Origin of the sequence: Methylobacterium sp. J-048 (assembly GCF_022829515.1) — a bacterium.
GTDB lineage: Bacteria > Pseudomonadota > Alphaproteobacteria > Rhizobiales > Beijerinckiaceae > Methylobacterium.
In genome coordinates this window covers 2,501-21,560 of record NZ_JAKSYL010000185.1, presented here as the reverse complement: position 1 = coordinate 21,560, position 19,060 = coordinate 2,501, and the positions used below count along the sequence as shown (strand labels likewise).

Annotated in this window: 23 protein-coding genes (1 of these 23 only partly in view); 16 read left to right on the top strand and 7 right to left on the bottom strand. The window is 69.2% G+C overall.

Annotated elements, in window-relative coordinates; translation table 11 throughout:
* Positions 1-262: 262 nt before the first annotated feature.
* Positions 263-760 carry a hypothetical protein gene (locus tag MKL09_RS18570; protein WP_244022529.1) on the bottom strand — a complete coding sequence of 166 codons (498 nt, stop codon included), beginning with the start codon at positions 758-760 and terminating at the stop codon, positions 263-265.
* A 391-nt stretch (positions 761-1,151) separates the two neighbouring features.
* Between MKL09_RS18570 and MKL09_RS18565 the strand changes: the two genes are divergently transcribed.
* The 8 genes from MKL09_RS18565 to MKL09_RS18530 all read left to right on the top strand — a co-directional run bounded on the left by MKL09_RS18565 (position 1,152) and on the right by MKL09_RS18530 (position 7,692).
* Positions 1,152-1,949, top strand: coding sequence for an inositol monophosphatase family protein (locus MKL09_RS18565; protein ID WP_244022527.1), 798 nt, complete (start codon positions 1,152-1,154; stop codon positions 1,947-1,949).
* Between the two features lie 82 nt (positions 1,950-2,031).
* Positions 2,032-2,577 (top strand): adenine phosphoribosyltransferase, encoded by a 546-nt coding sequence (locus MKL09_RS18560; RefSeq protein WP_244022525.1) that lies wholly within the window; start codon positions 2,032-2,034, stop codon positions 2,575-2,577.
* 169 nt (positions 2,578-2,746) lie between these two features.
* Positions 2,747-2,881 (top strand): 50S ribosomal protein L34, encoded by a 135-nt coding sequence (gene rpmH / locus MKL09_RS18555; protein WP_082643292.1) that lies wholly within the window; start codon positions 2,747-2,749, stop codon positions 2,879-2,881.
* A 139-nt stretch (positions 2,882-3,020) separates the two neighbouring features.
* On the top strand, positions 3,021-3,632 hold the full coding sequence (gene rnpA / locus MKL09_RS18550; RefSeq protein WP_244022523.1) for a ribonuclease P protein component: 612 nt from the start codon (positions 3,021-3,023) through the stop codon (positions 3,630-3,632).
* Positions 3,622-5,484 carry a membrane protein insertase YidC gene (yidC, locus tag MKL09_RS18545; RefSeq protein WP_244022522.1) on the top strand — a complete coding sequence of 621 codons (1,863 nt, stop codon included), beginning with the start codon at positions 3,622-3,624 and terminating at the stop codon, positions 5,482-5,484. Before rnpA ends, yidC begins: the two co-directional genes overlap by 11 nt.
* Positions 5,485-5,506: 22 nt before the next feature.
* The gene (gene yihA / locus MKL09_RS18540; protein ID WP_244022520.1) at positions 5,507-6,160 is read left to right on the top strand and encodes a ribosome biogenesis GTP-binding protein YihA/YsxC; all 654 of its coding nucleotides are present in this window, start codon (positions 5,507-5,509) and stop codon (positions 6,158-6,160) included.
* The gene (locus MKL09_RS18535; protein WP_244022518.1) at positions 6,157-6,546 is read left to right on the top strand and encodes a DUF423 domain-containing protein; all 390 of its coding nucleotides are present in this window, start codon (positions 6,157-6,159) and stop codon (positions 6,544-6,546) included. The genes yihA and MKL09_RS18535 overlap by 4 nt, the downstream gene beginning before the upstream one ends.
* Before the next feature lie 57 nt (positions 6,547-6,603).
* Positions 6,604-7,692, top strand: a complete 1,089-nt coding sequence (locus MKL09_RS18530) for a phytanoyl-CoA dioxygenase family protein (protein ID WP_244022517.1) — start codon at positions 6,604-6,606, stop codon at positions 7,690-7,692.
* Positions 7,693-7,705: 13 nt separating this feature from the next.
* Here MKL09_RS18530 and MKL09_RS18525 read toward each other — a convergent pair whose 3' ends face one another.
* The 3 genes from MKL09_RS18525 to MKL09_RS18515 form a co-directional block, all read right to left on the bottom strand.
* A complete protein-coding gene (locus MKL09_RS18525) occupies positions 7,706-8,380 on the bottom strand; it encodes a metallophosphoesterase family protein (RefSeq protein ID WP_244022515.1) in 675 nt (224 codons plus the stop codon).
* Positions 8,381-8,434: 54 nt separating this feature from the next.
* Positions 8,435-9,082: an RraA family protein gene (locus MKL09_RS18520; RefSeq protein WP_244022513.1), complete on the bottom strand. Its 648-nt coding sequence runs from the start codon at positions 9,080-9,082 to the stop codon at positions 8,435-8,437.
* A 130-nt stretch (positions 9,083-9,212) separates the two neighbouring features.
* Positions 9,213-9,707, bottom strand: a complete 495-nt coding sequence (locus tag MKL09_RS18515; protein ID WP_244022511.1) for a pilus assembly protein N-terminal domain-containing protein — start codon at positions 9,705-9,707, stop codon at positions 9,213-9,215.
* Between the two features lie 301 nt (positions 9,708-10,008).
* On the opposite strand from MKL09_RS18515, the gene MKL09_RS18510 reads away from it, so the two are divergent.
* The 3 genes from MKL09_RS18510 to MKL09_RS18500 all read left to right on the top strand — a co-directional run bounded on the left by MKL09_RS18510 (position 10,009) and on the right by MKL09_RS18500 (position 11,715).
* The gene (locus tag MKL09_RS18510; RefSeq protein ID WP_244022509.1) at positions 10,009-10,173 is read left to right on the top strand and encodes a Flp family type IVb pilin; all 165 of its coding nucleotides are present in this window, start codon (positions 10,009-10,011) and stop codon (positions 10,171-10,173) included.
* 148 nt (positions 10,174-10,321) lie between these two features.
* On the top strand, positions 10,322-10,894 hold the full coding sequence (locus MKL09_RS18505) for a prepilin peptidase (RefSeq protein WP_244022507.1): 573 nt from the start codon (positions 10,322-10,324) through the stop codon (positions 10,892-10,894).
* Between the two features lie 92 nt (positions 10,895-10,986).
* Positions 10,987-11,715: a M48 family metallopeptidase gene (locus MKL09_RS18500; protein ID WP_244022505.1), complete on the top strand. Its 729-nt coding sequence runs from the start codon at positions 10,987-10,989 to the stop codon at positions 11,713-11,715.
* Positions 11,716-11,721: 6 nt separating this feature from the next.
* Here the strand turns inward: MKL09_RS18500 and MKL09_RS18495 are convergent, their stop codons facing one another.
* A complete protein-coding gene (locus MKL09_RS18495; RefSeq protein WP_244022503.1) occupies positions 11,722-12,096 on the bottom strand; it encodes a hypothetical protein in 375 nt (124 codons plus the stop codon).
* A gap of 185 nt (positions 12,097-12,281) precedes the next feature.
* Here MKL09_RS18495 and MKL09_RS18490 point away from each other — a divergent pair, with 185 nt between their 5' ends.
* The 4 genes from MKL09_RS18490 to MKL09_RS18475 all read left to right on the top strand — a co-directional run bounded on the left by MKL09_RS18490 (position 12,282) and on the right by MKL09_RS18475 (position 17,166).
* Positions 12,282-12,827, top strand: a complete 546-nt coding sequence (locus MKL09_RS18490) for an invasion associated locus B family protein (protein WP_409566946.1) — start codon at positions 12,282-12,284, stop codon at positions 12,825-12,827.
* 23 nt (positions 12,828-12,850) lie between these two features.
* The gene (locus tag MKL09_RS18485) at positions 12,851-13,498 is read left to right on the top strand and encodes a hypothetical protein (protein WP_244022501.1); all 648 of its coding nucleotides are present in this window, start codon (positions 12,851-12,853) and stop codon (positions 13,496-13,498) included.
* A 157-nt stretch (positions 13,499-13,655) separates the two neighbouring features.
* On the top strand, positions 13,656-15,536 hold the full coding sequence (locus MKL09_RS18480; protein ID WP_244022498.1) for a glycosyltransferase: 1,881 nt from the start codon (positions 13,656-13,658) through the stop codon (positions 15,534-15,536).
* Between the two features lie 10 nt (positions 15,537-15,546).
* On the top strand, positions 15,547-17,166 hold the full coding sequence (locus MKL09_RS18475) for a glycosyltransferase family 2 protein (protein ID WP_244022495.1): 1,620 nt from the start codon (positions 15,547-15,549) through the stop codon (positions 17,164-17,166).
* Positions 17,167-17,172: 6 nt separating this feature from the next.
* On the opposite strand, the gene purC is transcribed toward MKL09_RS18475, so the two are convergent.
* The gene (purC, locus tag MKL09_RS18470) at positions 17,173-17,967 is read right to left on the bottom strand and encodes a phosphoribosylaminoimidazolesuccinocarboxamide synthase (protein WP_082643291.1); all 795 of its coding nucleotides are present in this window, start codon (positions 17,965-17,967) and stop codon (positions 17,173-17,175) included.
* A 210-nt stretch (positions 17,968-18,177) separates the two neighbouring features.
* Positions 18,178-18,969, bottom strand: coding sequence for an endonuclease III (gene nth, locus MKL09_RS18465; RefSeq protein WP_244022494.1), 792 nt, complete (start codon positions 18,967-18,969; stop codon positions 18,178-18,180).
* A gap of 20 nt (positions 18,970-18,989) precedes the next feature.
* Here nth and MKL09_RS18460 point away from each other — a divergent pair, with 20 nt between their 5' ends.
* Positions 18,990-19,060: the 5' portion of a DUF2244 domain-containing protein gene (locus MKL09_RS18460; RefSeq protein ID WP_244022492.1), read on the top strand. 451 nt of this gene lie beyond the right edge of the window; the window shows 71 of its 522 coding nt (coding positions 1-71); it begins with the start codon at positions 18,990-18,992; its stop codon lies beyond the right edge, outside the window.

Sequence of the window (19,060 nt, the reverse complement as noted above, 5' to 3'; positions counted from 1 at the left end):
GGCCGAGGCCCGATGATTTCCGGCACATCGGCTGGAAGGGGAGCCATCTCACGTACCCATGCGCAGGCATCCGGCGGCAGCGCCTTCAGCCGCTCCAGAGCTGAGGCGAGGCCGCCGTTGGGAATCGCCGAGGGTTCGGAGGCCGGTTCGGGCAGGCGAGGCTTGTCGCGTACCGCCTTGAACCGGCCAGTCACGGCGGACCGTACCAGAAGGCTACGGCTCGTTTTCCTGCCTCTCCCAGACACGCCGGGTCGCTGCGCGCTCATGGCATCACCTTGCGTCCAAAATAGCCTTGGAATGCGGTCTCTGTCATCCAGCTATATCCCGGATCCGCGCTGAAGCGGGCGACGAGCGGCGGGATCGGGTCGTTCAGCAGCAGAACCGGCGCGCCGATCGCGCGGGCGTAGATCTCGGCCGTCGCCACACCGATATCGGCCACGCGTCCCTTCAGACGGTGGGTCGGAGACGGAGCGCCCTCAAGGTAGCGCAGCATCACGGCGGTCTCGCCGGCCGAGCCGCACATCAGCCCGCAGAGCTGGTCTTCGTGCCAGATCGCTGTGCGAACCTGATGCTCGGACCGACGCGCGAGGGCGCGCCAATTCCAGTCGATGGACCGGTCTTGCGCACCCCAGCCATCGGCGGCGCGCAAGGCTGCGGCGTCGATATCGGTGAGCCGCAGCGCGGCTAAACCAAGAACGCCTTGCGCGGCTTGATGGACCGCGGCGCGGATCTGCTCCCATTCGCTCGGATGGGGTGCCATCGGGCTGCCCGGCGTCTATCGGAGTTCGCGCGGCAGATAGCAAAAACAGTCTTTGAGGGCAACGCATGAAAGGAGCACCTTTAAGTATAAACTATAGATTAAAACGCATCTTTTGCACTATTTTAAAATATTTAAAAATTAAAACGCAAACGAAATATGTTGGTATGGGGTTGGAAAATCCGGATGAATCTCACGAAAGGTGCCCGGTTGGGTCATGATGATCGGAGATGCTTGTTTCGATTATTGAATGTTCGCAACAAGCACGCTTCGGAAAACGCGCGCATCGCGTCACGCAGCCCGATTCGGATCCTGTCCGCCTCAAGGCTCGTCTTTTCCCGCGCCGGCCTGTAACCACGGCGCCAGCATCCATCCCCGCAAAGTCGCGAAACAAATGATCTCCTCTCCGCTCATGACCGTGATGGTCGACGCCGTGCGCAAGGCCGCCCGCGGCCTGCGCCGCGATTTCGGCGAGGTCGAGAACCTCCAGGTCTCGCGCAAGGGCCCGGGCGACTTCGTCTCCGCCGCGGACCGGAAGGCCGAGGAGACCCTGCGCGATGCCCTGATGAAGGCGCGGCCCGGCTACGGCTTGGTGCTGGAGGAGAACGGCATCATCGAGGGCACCGACAAGAGCCACACCTGGCACGTCGACCCCCTCGACGGCACCTCGAATTTTTTGCACGGGGTGCCGCATTTCGCGATCTCGGTCGGGCTCGAGCGCGAGGGCCAGATCGTGGCCGGCGTGATCTTCGACCCGGTCAAGGACGAGCTGTTCGTCGCCGAGCGCGGCAAGGGCGCCTATCTCAACAACCGCCGCCTCCGGGTCTCCGGCCGGCAGGACATGGCGGACGCCCTGGTGGGCTACGGCACGCCCTATCTCGGCCGCGGCAGCCATCCGCGCCTGCTGCGCGAGCTCGGCGCTGTGATGGCGGTGGCCGGCGGCACGAGGCGGATGGGCTCGGCCGCCCTCGATCTCGCCTACGTCGCCTGCGGGCGCCTCGACGGCTACTGGGAGCGCGATCTCCAGACCTACGATTTCGCCGCGGGCGTGATCCTGGTGCGCGAGGCCGGCGGCTACGTCACTTCGGCGGACGGGGCGGCCGAGCCCCTGGCCGCCCGCTCGGTGGCCTCCGGCAACGAGGTGCTGCACCGGGAGCTGCTCGCCCTGCTCAAGAAGGTCCAGGCGGCCTAATCCGACGCGAGAATCCTCGAAACTGGTCAGGGGCCGGGGCTTCTGCTTTAAGCGCGCCGTCCCCCACGGAAGGCCCGAACCCATGGAAGCCCGCCGCCACGTCGCGCTGAAGGAATCGATCCGCTCGATTCCCGACTACCCGAAGCCCGGCATCATCTTCCGCGATATCACCACGCTGCTCAGCGACCCGCGTGCCTTCCGGCGGGCGGTGGATGCGCTGGTCCATCCCTATGCCGGGGGGCGAATCGATCAGGTGGCCGGGATCGAGGCGCGGGGCTTCATCCTGGGCGGGGCGATCGCGCACCAGCTGTCCTGCGGGTTCGTGCCGATCCGCAAGAAGGGCAAGCTGCCCCACAAGACCGTCTCGATGGCCTACGCGCTCGAATACGGCACCGACGAGATCGAGATCCACGTCGACGCGGTGAAGCCTGGCGACAAGGTGCTGCTGGTCGACGACCTGATCGCCACGGGCGGCACCGCTACCGCCGCGGTCAACCTGCTCCAGAAGATCGGCGCCGAGATCGTGGCCGCGTGCTTCGTCATCGACCTGCCGGTAATCGGTGGCGCCCAGCGCCTGCGCGACATGGGCGTCGAGGTCCGCGCGTTGATGCAGTTCGAGGGTCATTGAGGGGCCGCGAAACGTTGACTTCGCGGGACCCATCCGCCATAAGCCCGCCACTCGCGACGTGGCGCCCCGCCTGGGCGCCCTTCGTGTTTGCAGACAACCAGGACGCGTGAAGGTCGGGTGCGGCATCAGCCGCCCGCGAGCGCGCCACGACCTTTGAAGGCTCTGTGCCATGAAGAGAACTTATCAGCCGAGCAGGCTCGTCCGTAAGCGTCGCCACGGTTTCCGTGCGCGCATGGCCACCGCCGGTGGCCGCAAGGTGATCGCCCGCCGTCGCGCCCACGGCCGCAAGAAGCTTTCGGCCTGATCCGGCGGATCCTCGCCGGCGCGGCCCTGCTCAGGCAGCCGCGCTGCGAGGCGTGAGCATAGATGCGGAAACGTGGAACCCGGTTTTCCGAACGCGTCATGCGGCACAAACAATGAGATCGGCCGGGATCGAACCATCGATGGCGACGATCGAGCGGCTGAAGAGGCGGCCTGATTTCCTGGCGACAGCCGAGGGCCGCCGCTTTCATACCGAGCGCATGACCGCCCAGGGTCGCCTGCGGGATCCGCAGGCCGCGGAGGGCCTTCGGCTCGGTTTCACCATCACTAAGCGCGTCGGCCATGCGGTCGAGCGCAACCGCATCCGGCGGCGCCTGCGCGCGGCCGTGAGCCTGGTCGCGTCCGATCTTCCGGCCGAATTTGCCCGACTGCCGGCCGACATCGTGCTGATCGCCCGGCGCCCGGCCCTGACCGCGGCCTTCGAGGCCTTGGCCGAGGATCTGCGGCGCGCGATCCCGACCGTGACGCGCCCGGCCACGCCGCGGCCGCCCGGCCATCGATCCGGCGGCAAGTCCAGCGGCAAGTCTGGCGGCCGACCGGCCAAAACCACACCTCTCCAGCGCGATGCGGGGCAAGCCCCCGCGCGACCTGCACCCTCGGGCGCAGCGGATTTCGATCCGTCACAGGAGCGTGCGAGAGGTCCTCGAATCGCGGAAGCGCGCCGACCCGATGGGGCCGGCGCCGCTCCTGTTGCCACTCCGAACGCGTGCGGCGGTGTCCCCGATGGGCAATGACAAGACGAACATGTTCGTGGCCATCGGCCTGTCGCTGCTGGTGCTGCTCGGCTGGCAGTACTTCGTGGCTGGCCCGCGGGTGGAGCAGCAGCGCCTGATCGAGGCGCAGAACAAGGCCGCGCAACAGCAGCAACAGCAGCCGCCGGGCGTGACCCCGGATGGCGTGCCGTCGCCCTCGCCCAAGGAGGGTGGGCCCGCAGCCCCCGTGCCCGGCACGGTGCCCGGACAGGGCGGCCCGGTCTCCCGCGAGGCGGCGCTCACCCGCTCGCCGCGCATCCGCATCGAGACCCCGGCGCTCAGCGGCTCGATCGCCCTCAAGGGCGGCCGCGTCGACGACGTGTCGCTGAAGAACTACCACGAGACCGTGGACCCGAAGAGCCCGGAGATCGTGCTGTTCTCCCCGGCCGGCAGCGAGACGCCGTATTACGCCGAATTCGGCTGGGTCGGCGCGAATGCCGGGCCGCTGCCCGGCAGCGACACCCTCTGGACCAGCGACGGCAAGACCCTCTCCCCCGGCATGCCCGTGACCCTGACCTGGGACAACGGCGCCGGCCTCGTCTTCAAGCGGATCATCGCGGTCGACGACAAGTACATGTTCACGGTCCGCGAGGAGGTCGAGAACAAGGGCTCGGGCGCGGTCACGCTCTACCCGTACAGCCTCGTCTCCCGCTGGGGTAAGCCGCACACCCAGGGCTACTACGTCCTGCACGAGGGCATGATCGGCTATCTCGGCAACGACGGCCTGCAGGAATTTACCTACGACAAGCTCGCCAAGGAGGGCGCCTATGGCGGCGCCAACACCAAGGGCAAGGCCTGGAACGGCGTGACCGGCGGCTTCGTCGGCATCACCGACAAGTACTGGGCGGCCGCCGTGATGCCCGGCGACCAGGACGTGCCCTATACCGGCGCCTTCACCGACCGCACCGACGGCGCCACCAACGTCTACCAGGCGAGCGTGCGCGGCGATGCCGTGAACCTGGCGGCCGGCGCCTCGGCGACCGCGACCCAGCGCCTGTTCGCCGGCGCCAAGGAAGTGAACCTGATCAACAACTACGAGAAGGACCTCGGCATCAAGCACTTCGATCTGATGATCGACTGGGGCTGGTTCTTCTTCATCACCAAGCCGATGTTCCGGGCGCTGGACTTCTTCTTCCACCTGTTCGGCAATTTCGGCGTCTCGATCCTGGTGGTGACCTTCTGCCTGAAGCTGCTGTTTCTGCCGATCGCCAACCGCTCCTACGTCTCGATGGCCAAGATGAAGGCCGTGCAGCCCGAGATGGCCGCCATCCGGGAGCGGTACAAGGACGACCGGATGAAGCAGCAGCAGGCCACGATGGAGCTGTACAAGAAGGAGAAGATCAACCCGGTCGCCGGCTGCTGGCCGGTGCTGATCCAGATCCCGGTCTTCTTCGCGCTCTACAAGGTGCTGTTCATCACCATCGAGATGCGCCACGCGCCGTTCTTCGGCTGGATCCACGATCTCGCGGCGCCGGATCCGACGAGCATCGTCAACCTGTTCGGCCTGCTGCCCTTCCCGGCACCGGACTTCGTCCATCTCGGCGTCTGGCCGCTGATCATGGGCGTCACGATGTTCGTGCAGATGAAGATGAACCCCGCGCCGCCGGACCCGGTCCAGGCGCAGATCTTCACCTTCATGCCGATCGTGTTCACCTTCATGCTGGGCTCGTTCCCGGCGGGCCTGGTGATCTACTGGGCCTGGAACAACACCCTGTCGGTGACCCAGCAATACGTCATCATGCGTCGCAACGGCGTGAAGGTGGAACTGTGGGACAACCTGCGGTCTACGTTCCGGCGCGGCGGCACCAAGGCGGCGGCCACCACCAAGGGCTGACCAAGGGTTGACAAGGAACGCCGTGACCGAGACCAACGACGACGCGGCCGACCTCCTGGAGGCCGGCCGCCTGCTGTTTGCCGGCGCCGCCGACTTCTACGCGGCTGCCCAGGTTCTCGACCGCATCCCGCCCATGGAGGGCGTCGAGATCGCGTTCGCCGGCCGCTCGAATGTCGGCAAGTCGAGCCTGATCAACGCGCTGACCGGCCGCAACACCCTGGCGCGCACGTCGCACACGCCGGGGCGGACCCAGCAGCTCAACTTCTTCCGGATCGGCGACCGCCTGTCGCTCGTCGACATGCCGGGCTACGGTTACGCGGCCGTGGAGAAGGCCAAGGTCGAAGCCTGGACCCAGCTGATCCATGCCTACCTCAAGGGCCGCGCCAATCTCGCCCGGGTGTTCATGCTGATCGACGCCCGCCACGGCTTCAAGTCGATCGACACCGACGTGCTCGACGGCCTCGACAAGGCCGCTGTGAGCTACCAGGTGGTGCTCACCAAGGGCGATTCCCTGAAGAAGGGCGAGGTCGAGAGCCGGATCGCCGGCATCCAGGCGGGGCTGGCCAAGCGGCCGGCCGCCTTCCCGCAGGTGATCCTGACCTCCAGCCGGGACGATCTCGGCGTGCCCGAACTGCGTGCGGCCGTCGCCAAGCTTCTGATCGAGCGCGGCGCGTGAGGCTTTTGGGATTCGACCGCGCGCTCGCGGCGCTGGCCTGCCTTGCGGGGCTGCTCGGTGTCGCGCTGAGTGCCGCAGCGGCGCACATCCCGGGGGCGGATTCGCTCAAGACCGCGGCGCAGTTCCTGCTGTTCCACGCCCCCGCGATCCTCGCGCTCGTGGGCTTCGGCGCTGCCGGTCTGGCGCGGCCCGGCCCGATGCGGGTTGCCGCCGGCCTCCTCGTCCTCGGCCTGATCCTGTTCTGCGGCGACCTCTCGGTGCGCACCTGGCTGCAGCACGCGCTCTTCCCGATGGCCGCGCCCATCGGCGGCTTCGCCCTGATGGGCGGCTGGCTCGTGGGCGCGATCGGATCCCTGATGCCCCGGCCCCACAATCCGCCTCAGTAACACCGCATTCCGCGCTTTCCTTTCCGACCCAAAGGGGATGGGGCCAGGGGGCGGCACGTGGCGAACGGATTCTCGCGGGCGAAGACGATCGCGCGCACCTGGGGCGCGGCGGCACGCAACCTCACCCTCGGGCGCGACGAGATGCTCCCGGTCGCCCCTGTGCGTCCCCCGGCCCGATCCTACGCAGTCGATGCCGACATCCCGGTCGATATCGGCTGCATCAAGGTCTTTCGGGCCGAAAACTTCCCCGAATCGGGTCCGAGCCCCTGGCTCGACCGCCCCGACGCGCTGGACACGATCGAGCGGCGGGTCGCCCGGGGCGAGATCACAGGGAGGCAGGCCGAGATCTGCCGGTACTGGGCCGAGCACGGCTATTACGTCGCCCGCGGGGCGATCGACCCGGACACGATCGACGAGGCCTGGGCCGCCTACGAGGCCGCGATCGCCCGGGGCGACCTGACCCTGGCGCCCGAGAAGGCGGCCGAGGACGATCCCCATCCGGGCCGCTACCTCAACCCGCACCTGAAGGTCGAGGAGCTCGACCAGCTGCTCAAGCATCCGGTGCTGGTCAATTTCAGCAGCCTGGTGCTCGGCCGGCAGGCGATCCCGTTCCAGACCATCGCCTCGCACAAGGGCAGCCAGCAATCCGAGCACTCGGATTCGATCCACATGACCACCTACCCGCTCGGCTACCTCGCCGCGTGCTGGGTCGCCATGGAGGACATCCACGTCGATTGCGGGCCGCTGGTCTATTACTCTGGCACCCACCGCCTGCCGTACCTGTTCAGCCACGATGTCGGCATCTCGACGGACGATTTCCGCGAGCGCGGCTACGCGGCCTATGCGGAGCGCTACGAGTCCGCGATCAAGCGCGAGATCGCCGATCACGGCGCCGCGCCGCAGCACTTCCTGGCTCGCAAGGGCGACGTGCTGTTCTGGCACGCCAATCTCCTGCACGGCGGATCGGCCCGCAACGACCTGCGCCACTCGCGCAAGGCGCTGGTGCATCATTATTTCGCCGAGGGCTGCATCTGCTACCACGACCTGTCGTCGAGCACTTCGGCGGTCCACGGCCCGGTCGAGAGCCTGCCGACCTGCGGCGCGTCGAGCCCGGACATCCGGGTGCGCGAAAAGATCGCCTCGTAAGCCGGGCTCGGCTTCAGGCGGCGGGCACCGACAGGAACTCCAGCGCCGGCCCCTGCGCGTCGGAGAAAACGCCGGCCGTGAGTGCGCCGCCATAGACCGCGGCGGTGTCGAGATTCGTCCGGAACCGGCGGATTTCCGGATGGCCGTCCCGCTGCGGCGTGTGGCCGTGGACCACGTGCCGGCCGAAATCGTGATCCCCCTCGAGGAACGGCTCGCGGATCCACAGGCGGTCGTGCACGTCCAAGTCCGGCGGCGCGGTGCCGGGCTGGAAGCCGGCATGGACGTACCAGCGGGCCGCGTCCCCGTGCAGGGTCGGCAGCGCCTCGAGCCAGTCGAGGGTATCGCGCGGCAGCCCGCCGAGATCCCGCGCGCCGAACGAATCGAGCGTCTCCTCGCCGCCGTAATGGAGCCAGTGCCTCGCGGCTTCCGGCGTCAGCAACGCATCGAGCAGCATGCGCTCGTGGTTGCCCATCAGGCAGGTGACACGCTCGGGTTCGGCCCAATTCAGGCGACTGACCGTGCGCAGCACCGCGGCGCTGTCGGGGCCGCGGTCGATATAGTCGCCCAGGAAGACCAGGCGATGGGCGCGGTCCCCGGCATGGGCGGCGATCCGTTCCAGCAGGGTGTCGAGCAGGTCGGCGCAGCCGTGGATGTCGCCGATGGCGTAGGTGAGGGTCTGGGACTCCATGCGCCATCGTCCACGGGCGGAGCCTGATCCGCAAGGCGTCGTCCCGGTAGATCCTCAGCCCTTCGCCTCCCGAGCGTAGCGGCCGTCGTACCGGCCCGCCCGGATCAGCGCGAGCACCTCGGCTTCCCGGGCCGCCTGCGCGCGCACGGCCTCGATCAGGCTCGGCGCGAGCGCGGGCGGGAAGGTCACGACGCCGTCCTGGTCGCCCACCACCACGTCGCCCGGGTTCACGGTCCAGCCGCCGATGGACACCGGCAGGTTGATCGCGCCGGGCCCGGTCTTGAACGGACCGCGCGGGGTCGCGGCGCGGGCGTAGCAGGGGAAATCCGAATCGGCGAAGGCGTCGGTATCGCGCACCGCTCCGTCGATCACGAAGCCGGCCACGCCCCGGCTCTCGGCGATCGCCTTCATGATGTCGCCGACCAGCGCCCGGCTGGTGTCGCCGCCGCCATCGACCACGATCACGTCTCCGCGACGGACCTGCTCCAGCGCCTGATGGATCGCGAGGTTGTCGCCGGCGCGCACCCGGACCGTGAAGGCCGTACCCAGGAGCCGGCCCCGCCGGTGGAAGGCACGCAGGCCGAGCAGGACCGGCATCCGGTCGAGGCAATCGCTGATCGTTGCCGTGGCGACGTCCTGGAACGCCGCGAGCAGGTCGGGATCGACGGCGGGCGGCGGCGGATTGTGCGTGATGCCGGGCATCGGCGAGAATTCTCCCTGACGGCGCCTTGCAGGATCCCTCCGGATCGAGCCGGGTCGCACCGACGGAATTCTGCACCAGGATCCGTGGGATGTCGCGTCCGCGATCCCGCCTGTCGGTTCAGCGCGGCCCTCAGCGTTCCGTCGGTTGCGGCCCTGCGCCGCCGCCGCCGGTGGCGAGCTTGCGCCGGGAATCGGCCTGGCTGCTCTGCGTGTCGAAGTACTTCGCCGCATCGCCGAGCTGAACCGAGGGCTGGCAGTTCGGCGTGCAGGACAACGATTCCTGGTCCATGCCGCGCTGGACCGTGATGGTCGCGCTCCGCGACGCTTCGACCCGGATCATCGTCTCGGCGATCATCTCGCCGGCCGTATCGAGGGCGATCAGGTTGGTCGAGCCGAAGCTCTTGCCGGTGAGCACGAGCACGCCGTTCTTCTGCGGCGTGACCTCGGCGATGATCGGGTTGCCGACGATGACGGTCGCGGTCTTCTCCGGCAGCCGGATGACCTTGGCGTTGTCGACCAGCACGGTGACGATGGGCAGCGGCTCCAACTGGCCGGCCGCGACCGAGGCGCCCGTCAGCAGGAGGACGAGGCCGGCTCGGGCCCCATTCGACAGGGTGCGGCGCATCGGGAGTTCTCGGAAGCGACCGGCGCCTGCGCGAGGCGGCGCCTGAAGCTGTAGCGCTAGCCCGGGATCGGTGAAGGAACCGCTAAGCATGAGAAAGCCGCACCAATGTTCGGCAGCGGCGAAACTGATCCTTCACTAAGCTCGCAGCGGATCCGGCCCGAACTTTGATCGAGGCGCGATTTAACCGAATTTCAAGGCGTATCGGACACTCTGCAGATGCCGCCGATCGAGACGTAGAAATCTTCGTCGGTCATCTCACAACGTTCACGCCGCCAGTTCTTGATCGTAAGGATCGCCTCCCATGAAGACCCTGTTCTCGCGTTTCGCCTCTGACGAGTCCGGCGCCACCGCGATCGAGTACGGCATGATCGCCGCTCTGATCGCCGTCGTCATCATCGGCGCGCTGAAGACCGTCGGCACCTCGCTCACCGCCAAGTTCAGCGCGATCTCCGGCAACCTGAACTGATCGACTCTTAGGAACGATCAGGATCTGCGGCAGGTTCGAGGCTCCATCGCGTTCAGCGATGGGGTCTCGGCCGGCCGGATCTGCCGTTCTGCAGCGGCCGCGATACCGAGCCGCTTTCCGGCTGGGCACGGATAGGGTTGGACCCGAGATGGTTGGCGCAGGATCGGCGATCGCGAGTTTCGGTACGGCAAATCTCGGCGCGGCGAGTCTCGGCGCGACGGGCTTCGGCCTGCTGGTGCTGTTTCCGTTCCTGATGGCCTACGCGGCCGCGAGCGACCTGCTGACGATGCTGATCCCGAACCGGATCTCGTTGGCCCTGGTCGCCGGCTTCGCCCTGCTCGCCCTGACCGGCCCGATGGATTGTGCCGAGATCGGACTTCATCTCGGCGCCGGCGCCGTCGTCCTGGCAGCCACCTTCACCCTGTTCGCCTTCGGGGTGATCGGCGGGGGCGACGCCAAGCTGGCTGCCGCCACCGCGCTCTGGCTCGGCTTCGAGGGCCTCGGCGATTATCTCCTGGTGGCCTCGATCTTCGGTGGCGCCCTGACCTTGGCGATCCTGGCTGCGCGCGCCTACCCGCTGCCGATGCGCGTCGCCCGGCTGCCCTTCGCGCTGCATCTCCACGACGCCAAGACCGGCATCCCCTACGGGATCGCCCTGGCCGCCGCCGCCTTGCTCGTGATGCCCGATACCGAGATCTGGACCCGGGCGCTCGCCGGCTGACGCGGGCGCGCATCCGGCCCGCACGGCTCAACCGGAGCGATTCCCGGGGACGGGATCTGGAGCCCCGGTCCGGGGCCCGCTAGAACGGAATCATGTCGTTCGCGCTGCTGCGTCGCCCCGATCCCGACCACCTTGAGGTCCAGCACGAGGGAGCCAGCCTCCAGATCGCGCTGCGCCGTCGCCCGACCGCGCGCCGGATCACCCTGCGGGTCTCGGCCGCCACCGGCGAGGTCGTGATCACCCTGCCGAGCCGCACCGCGGTGAACACCGCGCAGCGTTTCGCCACCAGCCATGCCGGCTGGATCGCGGCGCGGCTGGCGCGCGTGCCCGAGCGTGTCCTGTTCGTCCCGGACGCGATCTTGCCCCTGCGCGGGGAGCCGCATCGCGTGCATCTGCGCGATACTCGCAGCGGCGCGGTGCGGGTCGAGGCCGGGGAGCCGGTGATCTCGGTCTCCTGCGAGCCCGCCCATGTCCCGCGCCGGATCCGGGACTACCTGACCCGCGAGGCGCGGCGGGATCTCGCCGAGGCGGTGGAGCGCTACGCGCCGCTGCTCGGCCAAAGGCCGGCGCGCATCACCCTGCGGGACACCCGCAGCCGCTGGGGGTCCTGCACGGCCCGGGGCGAGCTGAATTTTTCGTGGCGCCTGATCCTGGCGCCCCCGATGGTGCTCGATTACCTCGTCGCCCACGAGATGGCGCACCTGCGCGAGATGAACCACTCGGCCCGCTACTGGGCGCTGCTGCGCAGCCTCTGCCCGAATGTCGACGCGGCCGAGGCGTGGCTGAAGCGCAACGGCACCAGCCTGCACCGCTACGGCTGAGCGGCGTCAGCCCTTGGCGCGCAGGACCTTCTGACGGGTCACGGCCTCGCTCGGCCAGACCGGCCGCGGATCGACATGGCCGGGTTCGAGGGTGCGCGGCGCCACGCTGTCGCAGACCTCGCGCTGCCGGATGATCACCGGGTTGCCGAAGGTGTCGCGCCGACGGACCAGGCCGCCCTCCCGGCAATAGCCGGCGATCGCGGCCTGACCGTTGCGGCCGCCATACGGATTCACCGCCACCGGCGGATGCTCGACGATCAGCGTATCGGAGCGGTTGAGGGAGTGTTCCACGTAGGTGGTCTCGGAGACCGGGAGCGACTGCGCCCCGGCCTGCGAGAGGGTGGCCAGCAGGCAGGCGGCCGAGAGGGCAAGCGGTCGCATCACAGCTTCAGGATCCTGCGCTGGAGAAAAAGCGATCTTCATTTAGGACGTTCTGCAACTCCCGGGTAGCGTCCAGGCGCAACACCGGAGCCGGCATCGCTTGACAGCGCGGGGTTGAGCATGGTCGGAACACCCCCGATTTTACGGCCGCGCCGGTTCTCGGCGATGGCGTTCCGAAGGGTTCGGTGGTGCCGCTTCACGCGAAGCTCGATCGTTTTCGGCGCGTGGTCCGGCGCGTCGCGCTGCCGGTATCCCTCGCCCTCTCAGCGACAGGACTCGCATCGGCGGGGCCTGCCGCCGCCCAGGGCATGGTGCGCAAGACCTTCGACGACTGGCAGCTGCGTTGCGAGACGCCGGCCGGGGCGAAGGCCGAGCAATGCGCCCTGGTGCAGTACCTGGCCGCGGAGGACCGCCCGAACCTCACCCTGGTGGTGATCGTCCTGAAGACGGCCGACAATCGCGGCTATCTGCTGCGCGTGGTGGCGCCGCTCGGCGTGCTGCTCCCCTCCGGCCTCGGCCTGAAGATCGACCAGACCGATGTCGGCCGGGCCGGCTTCGTGCGCTGCCTCACCACCGGTTGCGTGGCCGAGGTGGTGATGGATGACGGCCTGATCCGCCAGTTCAAGGGCGGGACGCAGGCGACCTTCATCGTGTTCCAGACGCCCGAAGAGGGCGTCGGCATTCCGCTCTCGATGAAAGGGTTTGCGACCGGATTCGACAGCTTGAAATGACGTTGGCGCTCGGGAGCCGTGCGATGATCGGAGGTCGTGACCTGTTCCGGGGCCTGTGCGGCCTGATCCTCGCCGGATCGCTGTCCGCGAGCCCGGCCCGGGCCGAGGACGGCAACGTCTTCTCCAACCTGTTCAAGTTCGGCGGTACGACCGTACCGCCGTCGCAGCCCCAGAGCCTCGAACCGCCCTATTGCCCGCCGGTCGAGGTGGCCGAGAACGGCGCGGCCTATCGCATCCTGGCCGGAAGCGACGTACGGACCCAGTTCTCGGTCGGGCGCCTCGCCCGGGAATGCGCCCGGCGCCAGGACGGCTCGGTCACCGTCAAGGTCGGGGTTGAGGCCAACGTGCTGCTCGGCCCGAAGGGCGCCCCCGGCCGGTTCGACGTGCCGGTGACGATCCAGATCCGTCACGAGGGCAAGGTGGTGGCGAGCCGCGTCGAGCATTCCAGCGTGGTCGTCGGCCCGGGCGAGGCGCAGGGCTTCACCACCATCGTGGCCGAGGAACTTACGGTCCCGCCGGCTGCAGCCGAGGATTACGACATCACCGTCGGTGTCGGCAGCGGCAAGAACGCTGGCGGCAAGGGCGCCAGCGAGAAGTCCGCCGCGAAGCCGCGGCGCAGGAAGCCGGCGGCCGCCGCGGAGCCCGCCAGCGGAGGCGACGCTGCCCAGTGATGCCGCGGCGCGTCTCGTCGATCCGACCCCACTGACGGGCAAGGCCGGACCCGGCGCGGCCTGGCTCGGCCGCGCGACGCGGTTCCGTCTGGAGCCGGCCGACGACCCCGTCTTCGATCGCCGCCTCGTCCTGCCCGACCACCCGGTCGGCTGGATCGTGCTGAGCTATGCCGGCGATCCGAGTGCAGCGCCGCGCCGTCCAATCCTGCGGATCCTGCGCGGGGTCGACGGCGCCCGGCAGGATTTCATCCTGCCGGGCGCCTCGCACGGTTCCGCCCACTGGCTCGGCCTGATCCCCAGCGATGCCCGGGATATCCGCCTCTCGGCCGGCCCCGGCTTCGTGCTGGAGCGAGTCGGGGCCCGGCGCGAGATCTCCGTGCTGGCCCAGTGCCTGGTGCGCCGGCCCTGGCGCTTCGTCTCGGCGCTCTACGAACGCGCCCGCGGATCCGAGCGGCGCTATCGCGATACCCTGCGCGGCGCCTGCGCGGTGACGCCGCTGACGCAGTACCGATCCTGGGCGGCATCGCGGGACCGGCCAGTGCGGCTCGCCCCGACCGATCTGCGGATCCGCTGCCTCGTTTTGGCCCAGTCCGGCGAAGAGGCGCCGCTCGCCGCGACGCTCGAGGCCCTGGACGCGCAGAGTTATCAGGCTCTGACCGTCGGCGTCGCCTGGGCTGACGCGCTTCCCGGATCGCCGGATTCCCGCGCCGAGCACCGGCGCTGGGATGGTCACGCGACCGCCGCCGACCTGATCGCCCAATCCGACGCCCTGTGCCTGCTCCGGCCGGGCGACATCCTGGCCCCCGACGCGCTCGCGTTGCTGGCACCGGCCCTGGCGGGCGCGGATCTCGCCTACGGCGACGCGCTCGGCCCCGATGACCAGCCGCGGCTCAAGCCGGATTGGAGCCCGGACCTCGCTCTGGCGACCGGCTATGTCGGCCGCGCCGCGCTGTTCTCGCACGCCCTGCTGTCGCGACTGCCGCCCCGGCCGCTCGGCCCCATGGCCGAGACGGCCCTGGCCATCGAGAGCGCCGCGATCTTTGCGGGGGCACGCGGCGCCCATGTCCCGCGCATCCTGGCCCGCACGGCCGGCGATCCACTCGATGCGCCGGCACGCGCGCTGGCGCTCGATGCGCGCCTGGAGAAGCTGGCCGCCGCGGCCCGGGCCACCTTCCGCAACGGCGCCGTCCAATTGGACTGGAAGCTGCCGCAACCCGGCCCGAAAGCCAGCATCGTGATCCCGTCGCGCGACCGCCTCGACCTGATCGAGCGGGTCTGCCGGGGCGTGCTGCACGAGACCGCCTATGTCGATCTCGAACTGATCATCGTCGACAACGGCTCCACCGATCCGGCCGTTCTCGCGCACTACGAGGACCTGAAGCGCGACCCGCGGGTCCGGATCCTGATCGATCCGCGACCGTTCAACTTCGCCGCCATGGTCAATGCCGGCGTCGCCGCGGCCACGGGCGCAGTCGTGGTGCTGCTCAACAACGATGTGGCCGTGCTCGAACCCGGCTGGCTCGACGCCATGGTCCGCCAGGCCAGCCGGCCGGAGGTCGGGGCGGTCGGCGCGAAGCTCCTCTACGCGGACGGTACCCTGCAGCATGCCGGGGTCGTGGTCGGCCTCGGCGGGCGGGCCGGCCACATCCTGCGCCGCCGTCCCGGCGACACGCCGGGCCATCTCGGCCGCCTGCGCGTGGCCCACGAGGTTTCGGCCGTGACCGCCGCCTGCCTCGCCGTTGCGCGCGACAAGTACCTGGCGGTGGGCGGCTTCGACGCCGAGGCCTTCCCGGTGGATTTCAACGATGTCGACTTCTGTCTGCGCCTCGGCGCTCGCGGCTGGACGACAATCTGGACCCCGGTCGCCACGCTGGCCCATCTCGAATCGGTGAGCCGGGGCCCCTCGGTCGGCGCCAAGCGCGCCCGGTTCGAGCAGGAGGCCGCCCGGTTCTCCGAACGCTGGCGCGACGTGATCCGCCACGATCCGTACTACCATCCCGCCCTGTCGCTCACGACCTTCGGCGAGGATCTCGAATGACGCGGCGCCGATGACCGAGCCTGTCGCAGGCCTCGCGCAGATGCTGCATCTCGGGATCCCCCGCCGCTTCGGGCGTGCGCTGCTCGGTGCGCTGCGCCGCCTCCTGGGACGTCCTCGGGCGACGGGAGAGATCCTGCTCGCCCGGCTTCAGGGCCGGCGCCTGCGTGCCCGGCAAAAGCTGGCGGCTTTGATCGGCATCGACCACCGGCTCGCTCTGCCGGAAACCATCCTCGCCCGTTTCCCGGCGGCGCCGGCGCTTCCGGGCGAGGGCATCCGGATATTCGGCGACGGCGTCCTGGTCGCCGGCGCAGCCACGCGCATCGCCGCCGCCTTCGCGGCCGATCCCGGGCTCCAGGCCGTCTACGGCGACGCACTGATCCAGGACCACCCGCGCGGTCCGGTCTGGCCCCTGCTGCCGCCGGCCTTCGATCCCGAGCTGCTGGCCGCCGTCGATTACCTCGCCCCCCTACTGGCCTGCCGGCCGGGGGCGCTCGCTCCGGAGATCCAGCCGAGCTGTCCCGCCGACGCCGCGTTCCAGATCGCCGAGCGTCACGGCGCCTCCGCGATCGGCCACTTGCCCGAGATCCTGACGATCCGGCGCGGCGACCCGGCCGATAGCGTCTCGCCGGCAGGGGAGGGGGGGCGCCACCGCCTTCGCGACGCCCTGCGCCGCCATCTTGACCGGACAGGCCGGAGGGGAAGCCGCATCGTGTCAGGCGAGGGCGGTCTGCTGCAGGTCGAGCACCCGCTGCCTGATCCGCTTCCGCTCGTGAGCGTGATTGTGCCGACCCGCGACCGCCTCGACCTGCTCCGCCCCTGTCTCGACAGCCTCGCCGCCTGCACCGACTGGCCGAATCTCGAGATCCTGGTCTGCGATAACGACAGCCGCGAGCCGGAGACGCTGGCCTTCCTCCAGGCGCTGGAGCGAGAGGGGAGGGGGCTCGTCGTGCCCTGTCCCGGGCCGTTCAACTTCGCCGCCATGAACAACGCCGCCGCCGCCCGCGCCCGCGGTGCGCTGCTGGTCTTCGTCAATAACGACGTCGAGGCGTTCCGGTCCGACTGGCTGGCCCGGATGGCCCGGGAGGCCCTGCGCCCGGAGATCGGCGCGGTCGGCGCAAAACTCCTCGACGGCGAGGGGCGGATCCAGCACGGGGGCATCGTGCTCGGCACCGGCGGCCTGGTCACCCACGCGCATCGCCACTTCCCGGGGGATGCGCCGGGCTACTTGGCGGGCCTGCGTGCCACCCATGCAGTCTCGGCGGTCACGGCCGCGTGCCTGATGGTCGAGACGGAAAAATTCTGGGCGGTCGGCGGCTTCGACGCGGCGGTCTTCGCGGTCGATTTCAACGATGTCGACCTGTGCCTGCGCCTGAACGCGGCCGGCCACCGCACCCTGCTGATGCCGGGGGCGGTGCTGCATCACCGCGAATCGGCGAGCCGACGCTGGACACTGGAGGCCCGCGCCCGCCACGAGCGCGAGATCGCGGCGCTCAAAAAGCGATGGGGGCCGCTGCTGGCGCAGGACCCCCATTATCACCCGGGTTTCGACCCGGACCTCTCGACCCACGCACGCCTGCGCGCGAGCTTTCCTGCAGCGAGACCGGTGATGGTGCGCCGGCCGCCCGCCTGAGCCGTCCTACTGGACCAGACGTGGGCCGCCGGTCTGAACCTTCTCGTTCTCCGACATGATCCCGAGCCGCTTGGCGACTTCGGTATAGGCCTCGATCAGGCCGCCGAGATCCTTGCGGAACCGGTCCTTGTCGAGCTTGTCCGATGACTTGATGTCCCACAGCCGGCAGGAATCCGGGGAGATCTCGTCGGCCACGACGATGCGCATCATGTCGCCTTCCCACAGGCGGCCGGTCTCGATCTTGAAGTCCACGAGCCGGATGCCGACCCCGAGGAAGAGACCCGACAGGAAGTCGTTGACGCGGATCGCCAGCGCCATGATGTCGTCGATCTCCTGGGGCGTCGCCCAGCCGAACGCGGTGATGTGCTCCTCCGACACCATCGGGTCATTGAGCGCATCGTTCTTGTAGTAGAACTCGATGATCGAGCGCGGCAGCTGGGTGCCTTCCTCCAGGCCCAGCCGGGTCGCCAGCGAGCCCGCCGCGACGTTGCGCACCACCACCTCGAGCGGGATGATCTCGACCTCCCGGATCAGCTGCTCGCGCATGTTCAGCCGGCGGATGAAGTGCGTCGGCACGCCGATGTCGTTGAGGTGCTGGAACACGAATTCCGAGATCCGGTTGTTCAGCACGCCCTTGCCGTCGATGATCTCGTGCTTCTTCGCGTTGAAGGCCGTTGCGTCATCCTTGAAGTGCTGGATGAGCGTCCCGGGCTCGGGCCCCTCGTAGAGGACCTTCGCCTTGCCCTCGTAGATGCGACGGCGGCGGTTCATAGGCGTGTACCGTGGTTTGAGGAAGTCCATGGGCCGAGGCTCCTGATGCGCGACGAGTGTGAGGAATCCGCGGCGCGGCGACCGGATACGAAGGTCGGGCAGCCGGACGGCCTCTGCCCGAGGGCCCGGCTACTGCCGTTGAAACTAGCCGAACCGGGCTTCCAGCACAACGCGTTAGCCCGCAGGGCGGGATTGCGGGCGCGGGTCCGGACGTGCCTCCGGGCCCGGCGCCTTATCCGTTCACGCGGCGGTCTTCGACGGGTATCGGCATAGATCCGCGATGAGGCAGCGCGGGCATTCGGGCCTGCGCGCCTTGCAGGTGTAGCGTCCGTGCAGGATCAGCCAGTGATGGGCGTGCAGCCGGTAGGGCTCCGGCACGATCGCCTCCAGCCCGGCCTGAACCTTGTCGGTGGTGCTGCCGACGAACAGCGGGATCCGATTCGAGACCCGGAAGATATGGGTGTCGACCGCGATCCGCGGCACCTGGAAGGCGATGTTCAGCACGACGCTGGCTGTCTTGGCGCCCACCCCGGGCAGCACCTGGAGCGCCTCCAGGCTCGCCGGCACTTCGCCGCCGTGCCGCTCGACCAGGATGCGCGAGAGCGTTACGACGTTCTTGGCCTTGGTGTTGAACAGCCCGATCGTCCGGATGTAGCCGCGGACCGTCTCCTCGCCGAGCGCCAGCATCTTCTCGGGCGTGTCGGCCACCGCGAAGAGCGGGCCGGTGGCGAGGTTGACGCCGCGGTCGGTCGCCTGAGCCGACAGGACCACGGCGACCAGCAGCGTGAACGGGTTGACGTAGTGCAGCTCGCCCTTCGGCTCCGGCTCGGCCGCGTGGAAGCGGCGGAAGATCTCGGTGAGCGTCGCCGCGTTCACGGCATCCGGCGCGGCCTCGATAGGGACGGTCGCAGCCGGGGCGATCCTGCCGCCGAGCCGGCTGGAGGCCGCGCCTGTCGCGGAGCCGGCGGCTCCGCCTGCGGCACGCCGTCGAGGCGCGCTCTTTACCGAAGGCGGAGTCTTTCTGGCGGGCATCGGCGCGTTATATGGATCGGATGGCGAGCGGCAATCCTTCCGTCCATCCCTATGGGCTCGATCCGGACACGATCGGTCGGCCGGTCTTCTC

Coding starts and splice junctions, on each gene's coding strand:
- MKL09_RS18570 (WP_244022529.1), bottom strand. CDS start 760: ATGGCACCCCATCCGAGCGAATGGGAGCAGATCCGCGCCGCGGTCCAT.
- MKL09_RS18565 (WP_244022527.1), top strand. CDS start 1,152: ATGATCTCCTCTCCGCTCATGACCGTGATGGTCGACGCCGTGCGCAAG.
- MKL09_RS18560 (WP_244022525.1), top strand. CDS start 2,032: ATGGAAGCCCGCCGCCACGTCGCGCTGAAGGAATCGATCCGCTCGATT.
- rpmH (WP_082643292.1), top strand. CDS start 2,747: ATGAAGAGAACTTATCAGCCGAGCAGGCTCGTCCGTAAGCGTCGCCAC.
- rnpA (WP_244022523.1), top strand. CDS start 3,021: ATGGCGACGATCGAGCGGCTGAAGAGGCGGCCTGATTTCCTGGCGACA.
- yidC (WP_244022522.1), top strand. CDS start 3,622: ATGGGCAATGACAAGACGAACATGTTCGTGGCCATCGGCCTGTCGCTG.
- MKL09_RS18525 (WP_244022515.1), bottom strand. CDS start 8,380: ATGGAGTCCCAGACCCTCACCTACGCCATCGGCGACATCCACGGCTGC.
- MKL09_RS18520 (WP_244022513.1), bottom strand. CDS start 9,082: ATGCCCGGCATCACGCACAATCCGCCGCCGCCCGCCGTCGATCCCGAC.
- MKL09_RS18515 (WP_244022511.1), bottom strand. CDS start 9,707: ATGCGCCGCACCCTGTCGAATGGGGCCCGAGCCGGCCTCGTCCTCCTG.
- MKL09_RS18510 (WP_244022509.1), top strand. CDS start 10,009: ATGAAGACCCTGTTCTCGCGTTTCGCCTCTGACGAGTCCGGCGCCACC.
- MKL09_RS18505 (WP_244022507.1), top strand. CDS start 10,322: ATGGTTGGCGCAGGATCGGCGATCGCGAGTTTCGGTACGGCAAATCTC.
- MKL09_RS18500 (WP_244022505.1), top strand. CDS start 10,987: ATGTCGTTCGCGCTGCTGCGTCGCCCCGATCCCGACCACCTTGAGGTC.
- MKL09_RS18495 (WP_244022503.1), bottom strand. CDS start 12,096: ATGCGACCGCTTGCCCTCTCGGCCGCCTGCCTGCTGGCCACCCTCTCG.
- MKL09_RS18485 (WP_244022501.1), top strand. CDS start 12,851: ATGATCGGAGGTCGTGACCTGTTCCGGGGCCTGTGCGGCCTGATCCTC.
- MKL09_RS18475 (WP_244022495.1), top strand. CDS start 15,547: ATGACCGAGCCTGTCGCAGGCCTCGCGCAGATGCTGCATCTCGGGATC.
- purC (WP_082643291.1), bottom strand. CDS start 17,967: ATGGACTTCCTCAAACCACGGTACACGCCTATGAACCGCCGCCGTCGC.
- nth (WP_244022494.1), bottom strand. CDS start 18,969: ATGCCCGCCAGAAAGACTCCGCCTTCGGTAAAGAGCGCGCCTCGACGG.